We start from the raw sequence: 12,064 nt of genomic DNA on the forward strand, positions 1-12,064 counted from the left end.
ACCATCCTCCCCGCCTCGCCCCCTCCCTCCGTGATCCTGCTCGGCGGCGCGTCGGGCTCCGGCAAGTCCTACCTGGCCCGGCGGCACGGCCGGCCCCACCTCTCGCTCGATGCGTTCTACCGTCCGCAGTCCGACGACGGCGCCGCGGGCGGGCCCGGCCCCGTGTTCCCGCGCACCCCCTACGGTGAGATCGACTGGGACCACCCCGGAACGTGGGATGAGCAGGCGGCCGTGGACGCCGTCGTCGAACTGCTCGAGGAGGGCGCCACGCGCGTGCCCGACTACGACATCTCCACGTCCTCCGTCCGCGGGCACAGCACCGTCGCGCTCGAGCCGGGCGGGGTGATCGTGGCGGAGGGCATCTTCGCCGAGCGCATGCCCGCCGCCCTGGACCGGGCCGGAGTCCGCTACGCGGCCTGGTACATCGACCAGGCGCGGACCACGACGGCGGCCCGCCGGTTCGTGCGCGATGTCGCCGAACGCCGCAAGCCGGTGCCGTTCCTCGTGCAGCGGGGCTGGTCCCTGTACCGGACGGACGCGGCGCGCCGGGCGGCGGCCGTGGCGGCCGGCTTCACCCCGCGACGCAAGCGGGAGATCATCGCGGATCTCACGGCCTGACGGCCCGCCCGCAGCCAGTCCGTGCCCTCAGCCGGAGGTGCGCGCGCCGAGGACGGCGAGCTGCTCGGCCACGACCTCGATCCCGGCGGCGGCCGCCCACGCCGTGTACTCCTCCCGCAGGGCCGCGGCGAACGCGGGAACGCTCACCCCGGGACGCACGTCCTCGGCCGCGCCCGCCGTGCGGGGGTCCATGTCCAGGCCGAGCTCCCGGTAGACGTCGACGAGCACGGCCCGCAGCGGAGCGGGGTCGGACACCACCACGTGGGTGGAGAACAGGAACGCCCCCTTCACCACGCGCTGCGCGGAGCCGGCCAGCTTCACCGGGTACGTCGGCGCAGGACCCTGCACGGAGAACTCGCCCGGGCAGTACTCCCCCGGGATCTCGCCCACGGAGGCGGGCACGTCCATGCGCGCGAACGCCCGCACGAACAGGTCGGCGAACTCGGCGAACCGGGCCTGCTGGGTGAGTGCCGCGTCCTCCTGCTGGCTCAGGTGGTCCACCACCAGGCAGCCGTGATGGTAGGCCGCCGCCCTCCCGCCGGCCCGGCGCACCGCCGGCGCGAAGCCGTGGGCCCGGGCCGCCGCAGCCGCGGCCGCGAAACCGGGCAGCCGCGCGTCGCGCTGGCCGAACGCGACCGTCGGTTCGGGCACGTAGACGCGGATCAGATCGTCGAGGGCCCTTCCCTCGGCCGCGGCGGCGCGGAAGACGGCCAGCTCGCCCATGGCCCAGTCGAGGTCTTCGACGGCCCCGAGGGTCCGCTCCTGCACAGCCCAGCGCAGCCGGGGAGCTGCACTCACAGGCCGCCCTCGACCGGCCAGGAGCGCAGGGTGAGGGTCTGCTCGACGTGGGCGAAGGGGCCGTCGTCGTCGTGGAGGACGGTGCTGGTCAGGCCCACGCCGTCCGGGCCCACCGTGACCTGCCCCGCGAGGCCGAGCCAGTGGCCGGTGGGCTCGCGGTACAGGTGGATCTGCAGGTCCACGTTGGGGAAGAACCACCCGCCCGGCTTCGCCGGCAGGGCCGGGGCGATCCCGTTGGCTGCGTCGGTGAGGCTGATCAGGCGCACCAGGTCGCTCGTGCTCTCCCCCGCCACCATCTCGCGGTCCGTGGTGAGCCACACCCGGCCGTGGCCCGGCCCGTGGCCGGGCAGGATGACGCCGTCGAGGGAGGCGATGTACCCGCCTCCCCATCCGTGGAGCGCGTTGTGCGACTGCGCCTGCGAGCGCGGCGGGAGGGGCTCGTCCGGCAGCTGGGCGACGGCGGAGGTGTCCGAGGTGGACAGCAGCCAGGCCCGCAGGGTCAGCACGGTGCGGCCCCGGGCGTGGAGCACGGACTCGACGAGCTCGATGGTCCGGCCCGGACGCAGGGTGCGCGTGACCACCTCGAGCTCGCCCGACCAGAGCGTGCCCAGGATGTCGTAGGAGAGCCGTCCCACCCGCAGCCCGGGAGTGGTCTCGTGCGCGGCGACCTCGTGCAGCAGCAGGCCCGAGACGGCGGCCATGTGCATCTCCTCTTCCCGCCATGCGCCCTGGGCGTGCACGGTGGAGCGCACGCGGGAGGTGCGGACGCCGTCGGCGTCCACGGTGGGCTCGCCGAGGCGGACGTAGAAGGCCAGGGGATCGTCGGCGACGGAGGTCGCGGGGGTGGAGGTGATGTCGGTCATGGGCCGAAGTCTGCCAGAACGACGACGGCCGGTGACGTCCCCGCGGGGATGTCACCGGCCGTCGTCGTGCGGACCGAGCCGGGGTTCAGCGGCGCATGACCTTGCGGGCGATGCCGTTGCCGATCAGCTGCAGCGCCTGGACGAACACGATCACCACGATCACGGCCAGCCAGGTGACCTCCGGACGGAACCGGTTGTAGCCCTCCACGATGGCGAAGTTGCCGACGCCGCCGCCGCCGATGATGCCCGCCATCGCGGACATGTCCACGAGCGAGATGATCACGAACGTGAAGCCGAGGATCAGCGGGCCGAGGGCCTCGGGCAGCACCACGGCGCGCACGATCCGCATGCGGGAGGCGCCCATCGCGCGGGCGGCCTCGATCACGCCGGGGTCCAGCGAGACGAGGTTCTGCTCCACGATGCGGGCGATGCCGAACGTGGACGCCCAGATCATGCAGAACACCACGGCGGTGTTGCCGATGCCGGTGCCGAGCACCGCGATGGTCAGCGGCTGCAGGGCGGCGATGAGGATGACGAACGGGATGGGCCGGATGAGGTTCACGATGAAGTTCGTGACCAGGTAGACGGCACGGTTGGCGAAGATGCCGCCCGGGCGCGTGGTGTAGAGGACGAGCCCGACCAGCAGGCCGAGGATGCCGCCGAGGATGAAGGACCAGCCGACCATGTAGAGGGTGTCCCCCACGGCGGTCATCAGCTCGGGGCCGTAGTACCCCCAGTCGAGGTTCTGGAATCGGTCGATCACTGGTGCACCTCCTGCACGTCTCCGGCGCCGGCCAGGTCCGCGACAAACGCGTCCACCGCGGCGGCCTCGCCCGTGAGCGCCACGGTGAGCAGGCCGTACGCGGAGTCCTTGGTGGCGGACATGCCGCCGTGGACGATCTCGAAGCCCACGCCGCGCGTCGATGCGGTGCCGAGCACCGCCGAGACCGCGGCGGAGTCCTTGAGCGAGACCATGATCAGCCGACCCTCGGTGCGCGCCCGGATGCGGGCCACCTCCTCGGCATTCGGCCGGTCCTTGAGCGCCGTGGCCACGAAGGACGCGGCGTCGGCGGAGTGGGCGGGCCGAGAGAAGAGGTCGTAGACCTTGCCGGACTCCACCACGCGGCCGCTGTCCATCACGGCGACGCGGTCGGCGATCGAGCGGATGACCTCCATCTCGTGGGTGATGGCCACGATCGTGACCCCGAGCTCCTCGTTGACGCGGCGCAGCACGGAGAGCACCTCGTGCGTCGTCGAGGGATCCAGGGCGCTGGTGGCCTCGTCTGCGAGCAGGATCTCCGGCTCGGCGGCCAGGGCGCGGGCGATGCCGACGCGCTGCTTCTGGCCGCCCGAGAGCTGCTCCGGGTAGTGCTTGGCCTTGTCCGCCAGGCCGACGAACTCGAGCAGCTCCGCCACGCGAGCGCGGCGTTTGGACCGCGGCCAGCCGGCCGTGTCCAGAGCGAACTCGATGTTCCCGGCCACCGTGCGGGAGGTCAGCAGGTTGAACTGCTGGAACACCATGCCGATGCGGGTGCGCAGCGGACGCAGCTTCGCTTCGGAGAGATGGGAGACCTGCTGGCCCAGCACCGTGACGGTGCCCGACGTCGGCTTCTCCAGCCCGTTGATCATGCGGATCAGGGTGGACTTGCCGGCGCCGGAGAAGCCGATGACGCCGAAGACCTCGCCGCGGTTCACGGCGAGCGAGACGTCGTCCACGGCCTTCACACCGGCACCCTTCTTGGCGGCGTAGACGCGGCTGACGTGGTCGAAGACGATGACCGGCTCCCCCGGGGCGCCCGCGGAGGGGCGCCCCGGGGTGACCGCGTCACGGTCGGACGTATGGGAACCTGCCATGGATCAGGCGCCCTGCTTCGCGATCGCGTCCTGGTACTGCTTCAGGGTCTCGTCGATCTGGGCGGTGTCGAGCTGCACCGGCACGCTCGTGCCGGAGGAGAGCTTCGCGGACTCATCCAGCACGGGCTGCTCGTGGTACAGGGCCGCGATCTTCTTGTAGGTCTCGTTGTCGCGGTCCTCGCGACGCACGGCGAAGCCGTTGACGTACGGCTTGGCGGAGTCGTCCTCGGGGTCGTCCTTGAACAGGGCGGTGTTCGTGTCGATGCCGGCGTCCGCCGAGAAGGTGTTGTTGATGACCGCGCCCTGCACGGACTCGAGCGCGTTCACGGTCTGCTGCGCGGCCACGGGCTGCACCGTCACGGTGGAGGCGGCCTCGTCGATGTCGCGGACCTCCGGGCGGATGGTCTCATTGGACAGCTTCAACAGGCCGGCGGCGACGAGCACATTGATGGCACGGGCCTGATTCACGGTGTCGTTCGGGATGGCGACGGTGTCGCCCTTCTTGAACTCGGAGACGTCCGTGTACTTCTTGGAGTACAGGGGCAGCGGGATGATCTCGGTGGTCCCGATCATCGTCAGGTCCTTGCCGGAGGCCTGGTTGTAGTCGGCCAAGTAGGCGATGTGCTGGAACCAGTTCATGTCGATGTCGCCGTTGTCCAGCGCCGGGTTCGGCTGCGTGTACTCGGTGAAGTTGCGGATCTCGACGTCGATGCCGTGCTTCTCCTTCGCGAGCTTCACCAGGGCGCGGTGCGACTCGTTCTCGGACACGACGCCGATGCGCACGGTCTGGGCGCCGTCGTCGCTCTTCTCCTCGGCCTGCGAGTTGCAGGCGGTCAGGGCGAACGCGCCGACGGCGGCCAGGGACAGGCCGGCGAAGGAGCGGCGGGAGATGTTCGAGGGGGTCGTCATGGGGTTCTCCTTGGAGGACGGTGCGACGTCGCCGGCGCGGGTGGGCACGGCGGGTGCGGAACGGTGCGGGGTGGGCCGTGCGGGTGGGTGACGACGTCGGCGTGGGGGCTGCCTGCGGGCAGGGCCGCCTTCCAGCGGTGCAGGGCGGCGAGGCCGGCCGCGTACCGGCGGCGGGCCAGGTGGCGGCCGACGTCCGAGTCCGGGCCGAGGAGGACGAACAGCTCGGGGGTGGACGGGTTGTCCCGGTTGGCGGCGGTGGGGACTCGGCCGGCCGCCGCGGCGGCGAGCTCGGCGACGCTGGCCCAGGGGCTGCCGCCTGCCGCTCCCCCGGTGGTGCGGGCGTGGGCGGCGGAGACGAGCTCGCACAGGGAGCGGTAGCCGGAGCCGTGGCAGCCTCCTCGGGCGAGCACGACCACGCGGCCGGCGTCCTCGTCCTCGCTCCACCGGACGGCCAGGTCCACGCCCACGATCGGGGTGATGCCGTGGCGCAGGCAGGCGCCCACGTGCTTGGCCATGCCGTAGAGCCCGTCCCGGTCGGTGCAGGCCAGCAGGTCCATGTCCGCGGCCGCGGCGGCGGCCACGAGGTCCTCGGGCCAGCTGACCCCATGGTGGGCGCTGAACGCGGAGGCGACGTGCAGGTGGGCGAAGGGTGCGGCGGTGCGTCCGGCCGCGGCGGCCTGGCTCATGCCGACCGCCTCAGGTCCTGGGCGTGCTCGTGGACGCGCACGAGCCGCCACCGGCCGGAGTCCAGGTGGTGGGCGACGTCGAGGGTCTGCAGGGGCGCGGCGCCGGCCCGGGCCAGGCGGACCTGCAGCCGCCACATCTCGTGGTCGACGAGACCGGCGCCGCGGCCCTTCTCCGCGCGGACCTCCTCCGCCCACCAGCGGCGCCGCTCGAACCAGCGCACGGGGCGCTCTGCGAGGACGTAGTCCCGCCCGTTCCAGCGCAGCCCCTGCGGGGTGCCGTCTGCCCCGCACTCCACCGCCACCGACTGTGTGAGGACTCCCATTCTGCTTCTCTCCCTGTGCACTGCTGACCGGACCGACGACGGGGTGCCGTCGGGCGATGGGAGCGCGGCCCGTCCGGCGGACCGGACGCGGGGAAGAAGTGGGAAGGTGGGGCCGCACCCCCGATCGTACTCGAACATGTGTTCGAATGCGATGAGTGCGAAGGTAGGGTGGCCGCCGGACACGTTAAGGACGCATCGCCCCGAGACGAGCGAGGCCGGGAACGCCCTTTTCGTGAGACCGGCTGGCCGAGTCCTGGCCGGGGACCTCGAATCCGACCCTGGAGCGCACATGCACGAGAAAATCGTCTCTTGGGCCGGAAGAAGTGCGTCGGCACGGCCCTGTGGACAATGCGAGCAGGACCACAATCCGTCTGCGTATACTCCGAACCAACCGGGCCTCGCATGCCACGGGCACCGCGCTGCGGGATCAGCGCGGGAGGCGCGGACACACGACGGACGTCCAGTTGGAGGGGAAATGTCTCTCACCGCACCCGGGCGCGCCCTGCGCCGCCACCGATTCGCCCAGGCCGGCACGCTCAGCGTGGCCTTGGCGCTCGCACTGACCGCCTGCGGCGGGCAGTCCGAGCCCGCCGAGTCGTCGACGACGTCGCCCTCGTCCGCCAAGCCCGCCGTCGAGACGTCCGCGCCCGCGAGCACGAGCGAGACCGCGAGCACGAGCGAGACCGCGGGCGTCAGCTCATCCCCCATGGCCACGGAGAGCGGGTCCGGCGAATACGTGCCCGCGTCTGCCGACGGTCCCGCTCAGAACGTGCCCAAGCCGGAGATGCCCGCCGCCATGAAGGAAGAGACCAAGGAGGGCGCCGAGGCGGCGATTCGCTATTTCTGGGACGTGCACTACTACGCCGAGCAGACCGGAGACACGGAACTCCTCGACTCTCTCTACAGCGAGTATTGCGAGTTCTGCCAGTTCAGCTCGAACGACCTGCAAATGATCTACAAAGACGGGGGGTGGTACACCGGCACTGAGGTACAGATCGATTCGATTCTGACTCATCGATCCGAAACCGGGTATGTCTCGACACTCCTTGTCACTACGGGCACAGGAACGGGATACACCAAGGGCGGGGTTGTTCCCGAGAACGGAGATGTTGAAGCGGCCTCCAAGCAGCCTTGGATCGCGGAGGTCTCGTTTAACCCCGAATCTTCACACTGGATTGTTGATGAGATGTCATATGAAGGTTCGATCGGATCTAACTGATGGGGCGCACCTGGATTGTATTAGTGGCATTATTGATCAGCCTCCTATTCGTGCCTACCACTGCCGCCGCCACCCCTTCACACGCACGAGACATCGAGTCGTGCACTTCTTCGAAGAGCCACTACTCAATAAATAAAAAGGGCATTGCGGCGAATAAGAGATGCTCAGATAGACACTCAGCAACCTCGAGTTCAGTTGTTGCAACTGATTACTCAGCGACCGCCGCCCGCCCGGACCCACACCTAGAGCACAAAACGGTCAGTGCATGCTTCTCGGGGCAGCTGGGCAATCCGGATTTCGAGAGTTGTCGAGAGCAAGAGGCGAACTTCTGCCCCGAGGGTTCGTGGATCCGGGCGCAGACCGTAGACACTCGTCAGCCTGATGCTAATCCCGCCTATGGCGCCCCTAAATGTTGGACGGCCAAGGCCTCCAGCAACGGCGCCCCGCCCGTCTCCATCGACGAGGTCCGCACGCTCCTCGTGCTGGAGCCTGAGATCCGGTCGGACAATGGCGGACGCGGGATCCGCAATGCGGAGACCAACTTCTACGCAGACGCCGAGACACGCACGCTCGTCACCACCCTCAACGGGGTCGAGGTCGAACTCCGCGCCACGCCGGTGAGCTTCCACTGGGACTACGGGGACGGCTCCCCCACCAAGACCACCTCGGTCGCAGGCCAGAGCCAGCCGGAGTTCAACGTCCCCACCCCCACGAGCCACGTGTACGAGGACACCGGGCAGTACACGGTCCGCCTCACCACCGTCTACATCGGCGAATACCGGGAGGCCGGGGGCGAGTGGGTGCTCATCCCGGGCACCATCAGCCTCGACTCGGCCCCTGTCACCGCGAATATCTGGCGCACCATCACCCGCAATGTCGCCGATGACTGCAGCGTCGACTCCTCAGCCTGGGGCTGCACCGGCCCCATCGAATCCGCTCCGGCCGGCTGAGCACAGACCGCGGGGCGGCCGACGGTCTCCCGTCCACCGCCCCGCGGCCCCCTCGTCGGCCGGGTGTGTCAGACCCGGCGCACCCGCCCCCGGGCCATGAGCACGAGTCCCGCGCCGAGGGCCGCGAGCGCTCCGAGCGCGCCCGCCGGAACCTCACGCCCGGTCTCGACCGTGTCCGGGGTCGTGTGGGCGTCCTCCCCCGCCGGCACGTTCAGGGCCCGGGGCTTCTGCCCATCCGCGAGCGACTCCACGAGTGCGAAGACGTCGGACCGCTCCGCGTCCTGGGTGATAATGACGTCCTCACTCCTGGTCACCCCGTCCAGCGACCAGTCGCGAACGAGGCGGTCGTCGGTCGGGTATGTCGCGTCGGCGAGGTAGTGAAACCCGGTGAAAATTCCAACGCGGTGTCGCGCCAGAGGGTGCCCCAGCGCGGACCCCACGAGAGTTCCGCGACCGACGCGTCGTCGCCCTGGCGCTTGGACCACAATGGCAGCTCCACGCCCGGCTCGGCGTACTTCAGCGCGAGGACCCGCTCGGGGTAGTCCCCAAACACGGGGTCGGCCCGGCTGTGCTCGCCCCACGCGTAGACGAGCCCGGCAGAGGGGCCTCTGTTGCCCTCCGGAATGCCGGCGGTCTCGTCGTCGAGGGCGGCCACCGGGGTGCCGCCCACGGACAGGGTGAACAGGAGATGACCGTCTCCGGCCTCACCGCGGCACCGCGCTTCCGCGTCTCACGGGCAGGTCATCCCCGTCGCCCCGTCTCTCAGAGCAGCGTTCCCTGCTGCTCTCTCATCTCCTGGATCAGTTCTGGCCCGTTGTTCCGGACGTTCCCCACGGCGCTCCCCACGGGCCGCAGCGACCAGCCCGCCGCGACGTCGTACGCGCCGGCGCACACCTGGCCCACGAGGGCGTCGGCTTCTTCGGCAGACCCGAGCGTGTCCGGAGCGAGCCACCGGTCCATCGTCTCGGCATCCATGGGCACGGGCAGCCGGTCGTGCAGCTGGCCGAGCGCGGCGAGCACCGGATCGTCGTCGTCCGCGTCGGGCGCGGCCATGGTGAGGATCGTCGTCGAGAGGACCCAGGCGTCCTCCCCCGCGGCCTTGGCCTCGGGGTCCTGCCACCACTCGTACAGGCCGGCGAACCAGATGACCGGCCCCTCGCCGTCCCCGGCCCCGGCCGGGTGCACGTAGTAGGGCTGCTTCTTCGCGGCCCGCCCGTCGGGACCCTTGGCGCCAGGCTCCGGCGTCTTCCACTCGTAGTAGCCCTCCACCGGCACGGCGCAGCGTCGAGCGCGGACGGCGGCCCGGAACGTCGGCTTGGAGGCCACGGTCTCCGAGCGCGCGTTGAACGCACGGGACCCCACGGACAGCTCCTTCGCCCACGGCGGCACCAGGCCCCAGCGCGCCACGTGGATCCGCCGGGTCACTCCGGCGCCGACGTCGTCCGCATGCGCCACGAGGATCGGCACCTCGGCTGTCGGCGCCACGTTCCAGCTCTGGCGCAGCACCAGCTCCTCATTCGTCTCGGCATCGCCCAGGGCCACCAGGTCGCTCGTGGCGCGGGCCATCACGTAGCGGCCGCACACGTCAGCGGTCCCTCCCGTCCCGGCCACGATCGACATACATCCACGCGATGCCGAGGGCGAAGCCCATCATCGCGCAGCCGAGCACAGTGCCCCAGGGACTCTCGGTGCCCAGTCCGAACACCACTCCCAGGCCGACGCCGATCAGCAGCCCCACCAGCAGGATGCGCCACTGAGCGAGCGTGCCGGCACCGGCCGGAGCCCCGGCTGGAGCCTCCGGAGCCTCGTACGCCTCGTCCTCGTCTCTGCCATGTCCTGCCACGGTTCGCCCCTCCGTTCACATCGGTGTTGCGGGTCAGGTTGCAGTCTCCCCCGGCCGCCATGGTGACGCCATACACCAGGCCCCCCGGCTGCTCACCGATGCGTCGCACAGGGTCCTGTGATGGGATGGGCAGAACGAGCCCGCCCGCCGCGCCGCCTCACGCATGCGCGGCCTCGGGCAGATCCCCACCACCAGGAGGAACAACGTGTCCCAGAAGGTCCGCGGCGTCGTCGCCATGGCGAAGGACGCCCCCGTCACCATCGAGACCATCGTCATCCCCGATCCGGGACCCGGCGAGGCCGTCGTCGACATCAAGACCTGCGGCGTCTGCCACACGGATCTGCACTACCAGCAGGGCGGGATCGGCGACGAGTACCCGTACCTGCTCGGCCACGAGGCCACGGGTGTGGTCTCCGCGATCGGCGAGGGCGTCGACCACGTCCAGGTCGGCGACACCGTGATCCTCAACTGGCGCGCCGTGTGCGGCGAGTGCCGCGCGTGCCGCAAGGGCGAGCCGAAGTACTGCTTCAACACCCACAACGCGACCCAGAAGATGACCCTGGAGGACGGCACGGAGTTGTCCCCGGCCCTGGGCATCGGGGCGTTCGCGGACAAGACGCTCGTCCACGCCAAGCAGTGCACCCAGGTCGACGGCGTCGACACGCCCGAGGAACAGGCCGCGGTCGGCCTGCTCGGCTGCGGGATCATGGCCGGCATCGGCGCGGCCATCAACACCGGCGAGGTCAAGCGCGGCGAGTCCGTGGCCGTGATCGGCTGCGGCGGCGTCGGCGTGGCCTCGATCGCCGGGGCGAAGCTCGCCGGCGCCACCACGATCATCGCGGTGGACATCGACGCCAAGAAGCTCGCCAAGGCCAAGGAGCTCGGCGCCACCCACACCGTGAACTCGAAGGACGAGGACCCCGTGGAGGCCATCCGCGCGGCGACCGGCGGCTTCGGCGCCGACGTGGTCATCGATGCGGTCGGCCGCCCGGAGACCTACGAGCAGGCGTTCTACGCCCGGGACCTGGCCGGCCGCGTCGTCCTGGTGGGCGTGCCCACCCCCGGCATGGAACTGAAGCTGCCCCTGCCGGAGGTGTTCGGCCGCGGCGGCGCGCTGAAGTCCTCGTGGTACGGCGACTGCCTGCCGGAGCGCGACTTCCCCATGCTCGTGGACCAGTACCGCCTGGGCCGCCTGCCGCTGGACGAGTTCGTCACGGAGACCATCGCCCTGGACGAGGTGAACGAGGCCTTCGAGACGATGAAGTCCGGCGACGTCCTGCGCTCGGTGGTGGTGCTCTGATGGCGCGCATCGATCACCTGGTCACCTCCGGCACGTTCTCCCTGGACGGGGAGACGTTCGACGTGGACAACAACGTGTGGATCGTCGGCGGCGCGGAGCAGTGCGTCGTCATCGACCCGGCCCATGACGCCTCGGCCGTCTGGAAGAAGGTGAACGGCCGCCAGGTGCTGGCCATCGTCCTCACCCACGGCCACGACGACCACATCCGCCAGGTCCAGGAGTTCCGCCAGATGGTGGACGCCCCCGTGCTGCTCCACCCCGCAGACCGCATGCTCTGGGACGACGTCTTCCCCGACGAGGAGCCCGACGGCGCGCTCGCCGAGGGCGACGTCCTGCGCGTGGCCGGCGTCGAGCTGCGGGTGCTGCACACCCCCGGCCACTCCCCCGGCTCGGTCTGCCTGTACGCCCCCGCGCTGGGCGAGGCCGGCGACGACGGCGCCCCGACCGGCGTCGTGTTCTCCGGCGACACCCTGTTCCAGGGCGGGCCCGGCGCCACCGGCCGCTCGTACTCGGACTTCGACACGATCATCGAGTCCATCCGCGAGCGCCTGTTCCCGCTGCCGGAGGCCACCGTGGTCCACACCGGCCACGGCGACTCCACCACAATCGGCACGGAGAAGCCGCACCTGCAGGAGTGGATCGACCGCGGCCACTGAGGACGCGCCGAGGTGGGGAAGAATGGTCCCCCGTGACCATCCTCC

At 70.6% G+C, this 12,064-nt stretch carries 16 protein-coding genes; 5 read left to right on the plus strand and 11 right to left on the minus strand.

All coding sequences use genetic code 11. The features are described 5' to 3' along the window. A partial coding sequence (locus tag J1M38_RS00145) for a uridine kinase (protein ID WP_241246357.1) occupies nt 1-618 on the plus strand: 618 nt, incomplete at its 5' end. 27 nt (nt 619-645) lie between these two features. On the opposite strand, the gene J1M38_RS00150 is transcribed toward J1M38_RS00145, so the two are convergent. From J1M38_RS00150 to J1M38_RS00180, 7 genes are all read right to left on the minus strand, one after another. Continuing rightward, nucleotides 646-1,416 (minus strand): lipoate--protein ligase, encoded by a 771-nt coding sequence (locus tag J1M38_RS00150; RefSeq protein WP_036381636.1) that lies wholly within the window; start codon nt 1,414-1,416, stop codon nt 646-648. Continuing rightward, nucleotides 1,413-2,279, minus strand: coding sequence for a thioesterase family protein (locus J1M38_RS00155; RefSeq protein ID WP_036381633.1), 867 nt, complete (start codon nt 2,277-2,279; stop codon nt 1,413-1,415). The genes J1M38_RS00150 and J1M38_RS00155 overlap by 4 nt, the downstream gene beginning before the upstream one ends. An 85-nt stretch (nt 2,280-2,364) precedes the next feature. Next, entirely contained in the window at nt 2,365-3,042 is a 678-nt protein-coding gene (locus J1M38_RS00160; protein ID WP_036313181.1) for a methionine ABC transporter permease, read from the minus strand. After that, nucleotides 3,039-4,133, minus strand: a complete 1,095-nt coding sequence (locus J1M38_RS00165; protein WP_078026103.1) for a methionine ABC transporter ATP-binding protein — start codon at nt 4,131-4,133, stop codon at nt 3,039-3,041. Before J1M38_RS00165 ends, J1M38_RS00160 begins: the two co-directional genes overlap by 4 nt. Before the next feature lie 3 nt (nt 4,134-4,136). Next, nucleotides 4,137-5,042 (minus strand): MetQ/NlpA family ABC transporter substrate-binding protein, encoded by a 906-nt coding sequence (locus J1M38_RS00170; RefSeq protein ID WP_073115374.1) that lies wholly within the window; start codon nt 5,040-5,042, stop codon nt 4,137-4,139. Then, entirely contained in the window at nt 5,039-5,728 is a 690-nt protein-coding gene (locus tag J1M38_RS00175; protein ID WP_241246358.1) for a PHP domain-containing protein, read from the minus strand. The genes J1M38_RS00170 and J1M38_RS00175 overlap by 4 nt, the downstream gene beginning before the upstream one ends. Beyond that, nucleotides 5,725-6,051, minus strand: coding sequence for a DUF6504 family protein (locus J1M38_RS00180; RefSeq protein WP_036338972.1), 327 nt, complete (start codon nt 6,049-6,051; stop codon nt 5,725-5,727). Before J1M38_RS00180 ends, J1M38_RS00175 begins: the two co-directional genes overlap by 4 nt. A gap of 475 nt (nt 6,052-6,526) precedes the next feature. On the opposite strand from J1M38_RS00180, the gene J1M38_RS00185 reads away from it, so the two are divergent. Beyond that, nucleotides 6,527-7,270, plus strand: a complete 744-nt coding sequence (locus J1M38_RS00185) for a DUF6318 family protein (protein ID WP_119217322.1) — start codon at nt 6,527-6,529, stop codon at nt 7,268-7,270. A 479-nt stretch (nt 7,271-7,749) separates the two neighbouring features. Beyond that, nucleotides 7,750-8,220, plus strand: a complete 471-nt coding sequence (locus tag J1M38_RS00190; protein WP_004167595.1) for a PKD domain-containing protein — start codon at nt 7,750-7,752, stop codon at nt 8,218-8,220. Nucleotides 8,221-8,288: 68 nt separating this feature from the next. Here the strand turns inward: J1M38_RS00190 and J1M38_RS00195 are convergent, their stop codons facing one another. From J1M38_RS00195 to J1M38_RS00210, 4 genes are all read right to left on the minus strand, one after another. After that, nucleotides 8,289-8,534, minus strand: coding sequence for a hypothetical protein (locus tag J1M38_RS00195; protein WP_036381645.1), 246 nt, complete (start codon nt 8,532-8,534; stop codon nt 8,289-8,291). Further along, nucleotides 8,531-8,890, minus strand: coding sequence for a hypothetical protein (locus J1M38_RS00200; protein ID WP_020628069.1), 360 nt, complete (start codon nt 8,888-8,890; stop codon nt 8,531-8,533). The genes J1M38_RS00195 and J1M38_RS00200 overlap by 4 nt, the downstream gene beginning before the upstream one ends. 92 nt (nt 8,891-8,982) lie before the next feature. Further along, complete coding sequence (locus J1M38_RS00205; RefSeq protein ID WP_036381670.1) at nt 8,983-9,804, minus strand: SOS response-associated peptidase; 822 nt, start codon at nt 9,802-9,804, stop codon at nt 8,983-8,985. 1 nt (nt 9,805) lies between these two features. Continuing rightward, on the minus strand, nt 9,806-10,063 hold the full coding sequence (locus J1M38_RS00210) for a hypothetical protein (protein WP_036381642.1): 258 nt from the start codon (nt 10,061-10,063) through the stop codon (nt 9,806-9,808). Between the two features lie 205 nt (nt 10,064-10,268). Between J1M38_RS00210 and J1M38_RS00215 the strand changes: the two genes are divergently transcribed. Together J1M38_RS00215 and J1M38_RS00220 are read left to right on the plus strand one after the other, a co-directional pair. Next, nucleotides 10,269-11,363 (plus strand): S-(hydroxymethyl)mycothiol dehydrogenase, encoded by a 1,095-nt coding sequence (locus tag J1M38_RS00215; RefSeq protein WP_036381639.1) that lies wholly within the window; start codon nt 10,269-10,271, stop codon nt 11,361-11,363. Next, nucleotides 11,363-12,019: an MBL fold metallo-hydrolase gene (locus J1M38_RS00220; protein ID WP_004167600.1), complete on the plus strand. Its 657-nt coding sequence runs from the start codon at nt 11,363-11,365 to the stop codon at nt 12,017-12,019. The genes J1M38_RS00215 and J1M38_RS00220 overlap by 1 nt, the downstream gene beginning before the upstream one ends. Nucleotides 12,020-12,064 lie beyond the last annotated feature (45 nt).

Origin of the sequence: Micrococcus sp. KRD070, from assembly GCF_017168435.1 — a bacterium.
GTDB lineage: Bacteria > Actinomycetota > Actinomycetes > Actinomycetales > Micrococcaceae > Micrococcus > Micrococcus luteus.

Excerpts from the sequence above, each read along its gene's own strand:
- J1M38_RS00155 (WP_036381633.1), bottom strand. The coding sequence starts at position 2,279 with ATGACCGACATCACCTCCACCCCCGCGACCTCCGTCGCCGACGATCCC.
- J1M38_RS00165 (WP_078026103.1), bottom strand. The coding sequence starts at position 4,133 with ATGGCAGGTTCCCATACGTCCGACCGTGACGCGGTCACCCCGGGGCGC.
- J1M38_RS00170 (WP_073115374.1), bottom strand. The coding sequence starts at position 5,042 with ATGACGACCCCCTCGAACATCTCCCGCCGCTCCTTCGCCGGCCTGTCC.
- J1M38_RS00175 (WP_241246358.1), bottom strand. The coding sequence starts at position 5,728 with ATGAGCCAGGCCGCCGCGGCCGGACGCACCGCCGCACCCTTCGCCCAC.
- J1M38_RS00180 (WP_036338972.1), bottom strand. The coding sequence starts at position 6,051 with ATGGGAGTCCTCACACAGTCGGTGGCGGTGGAGTGCGGGGCAGACGGC.
- J1M38_RS00185 (WP_119217322.1), top strand. The coding sequence starts at position 6,527 with ATGTCTCTCACCGCACCCGGGCGCGCCCTGCGCCGCCACCGATTCGCC.
- J1M38_RS00220 (WP_004167600.1), top strand. The coding sequence starts at position 11,363 with ATGGCGCGCATCGATCACCTGGTCACCTCCGGCACGTTCTCCCTGGAC.